Here is a 1,926-nt window from a genome sequence, read left to right as displayed (position 1 = left end):
AGTGTCTTAATATCTCCATGTTTTTTCTAATAGTTCATTACTTTCCTTTTCTCCTAAATATACGAATTAGAAGTCTAATAATAAATACAATAACTGCAAATATAAATAACAATTGCATAGGAGCAAAATCATCATTTGCCGCATGATTAATTACATTTCCAACTACATAATTATAAAAAAACAAAAAGGATATTAAAATAATTGAATACTTTATGAAATTCCATGCCATTTTCTTTAACATTCTTTTTCCTTCCTATTATAAAAGAGTTTTATAACTTTTCAGTGTTCTTGCACCTTGGATAGTTAGAACATCCGTAAAACCTGCCATACGCTCCTTTTTTAACTACTAAATCCCCACCACATTCTTTACATTTCTTCCTCTTAGGAGTAACAGTATTTAAGATCTGTCCTGTTGATATTGAAGCATTAGGATTCATTTTTAATATAAGTTTTATTAACTCTTCTCGCCCAATTAACTTCACCTCAAGGGAACTAGCTAAATTTATGGCTTGTTTCGTAAAAGAATTATTAGTTACTACCCATGCTTTATTTGCCTTATAATATCCTTTAGCTGCTGTAATCTCCTGTATAGCCTTTATACCCACCGGTTTAGAGTGTCGTTTAGCCTGAACCGCTATAACTTCTCCGTCTCTTTTAAGTATTAAATCAGCACCGTAATCGCCCCTGGACTTAGTGACTTGAGATGTATATCCATTACTCTTGAATAATTCATTTAAATAATATTCAAATTGGAATCCGTCCATTTGATCAATGTCACTTATTCCACTATTTTTTAAACGACGTATCTTTTTCCTATTCAATAGAAACAAAATAAAGATTATACACACTAATATAGTAGCCGCAACCATAATTACGGCTGTTAATGAGTTCGTAATTATATAGGTAATCATACTGAAGGACAAGATTATTATCGCATAAAAAGATTCTAAATTGTTTTTCTTGCTTGATTTTCCGGCCAATATATTTCACCTCATAAATAAAAGATGTCTTTTTATTTAATAAGACATCTTCATTAAATATTCATATTATCCAAGTAAATAATCAGATTGTAACTTCTCGTGTAAAATATGCAGTACTTTGGGCAGAGTAATTATTTGAGTTATCAAATAATTCTTTATTACTTTTTATTATATCCATGAATTCACTTTCGGAAATTTCCTCTGATTCTAGTACACCTTTGTCTATGTCTTTCCAGTATGAATCAATTTCCCATTTCACTTTATATCCACTTTCTCTTAGTAAGGGAACATTAGGTTTGAATTTTACTATTCTCTTATCATCGAAAGAGCAAATCACAAAATCTGATAAACAACACTCATTGCCGTTTTTAAACTGAAGATACTGTTCAATTAGTTCTTCAGATTCAAATAGCTTTTCATTTCCTTCTTCATCATAAACTTTGAATAACAAGTCGAAGCTCATAGCACCTATATAATCATTTTTATATATAAAAGATTTCTTGGGTAATAAAATATTATCATAACCAAGACGATACTTTTTAAGTTTTTTTGGATCTTTATTAGTACTCTTTTTAAAGTTAGCACTAATTTCCGCATGTCTTCTCTCCATAGCTTCTGTGCGTTTATTATCAAGTGATTTTTCAATAGCTTCATAAAAATAAGGAAGAATGTCTACTTCCTCAATTGTTAATTTGTTAATTTTTGTAGATCGATGTTCTTCAAAATACTGATAGCAATCATTAATTTTATCAATCATGCTTTTGCTCAAAATTTCAGTTAAATTCCCATACTCCAACCATTCTTTAAACTCTAAATAAAATGGGTTTTCTTCTTCATTATTGTGTATTACATACCTTTCATTTATATCATCTGAAGACACTTTGATTACAAATGGTGTAATCACATTACCATAATTTCCTGTATTCAATTCCTTTGCAATCTCTTC

The 1,926-nt window shown here is 29.4% G+C and carries 2 protein-coding genes; both read right to left on the bottom strand.

The genetic code is table 11. The annotated features are described in order from the left end of the window. Nucleotides 1–269 precede the first annotated feature (269 nt). The gene (locus tag ACF1AK_RS36260) at nt 270–764 is read right to left on the bottom strand and encodes a restriction endonuclease (protein ID WP_360451374.1); all 495 of its coding nucleotides are present in this window, start codon (nt 762–764) and stop codon (nt 270–272) included. Nucleotides 765–1,062: 298 nt separating this feature from the next. Further along, a partial coding sequence (locus ACF1AK_RS36255) for a hypothetical protein (RefSeq protein WP_391503072.1) occupies nt 1,063–1,926 on the bottom strand: 864 nt, incomplete at its 5' end.

Source organism: Kitasatospora sp. NPDC015120 (genome assembly GCF_043080305.1).
GTDB lineage: Bacteria > Actinomycetota > Actinomycetes > Streptomycetales > Streptomycetaceae > Kitasatospora.
This window is presented reverse-complemented; position numbering and strand designations above follow the sequence as displayed.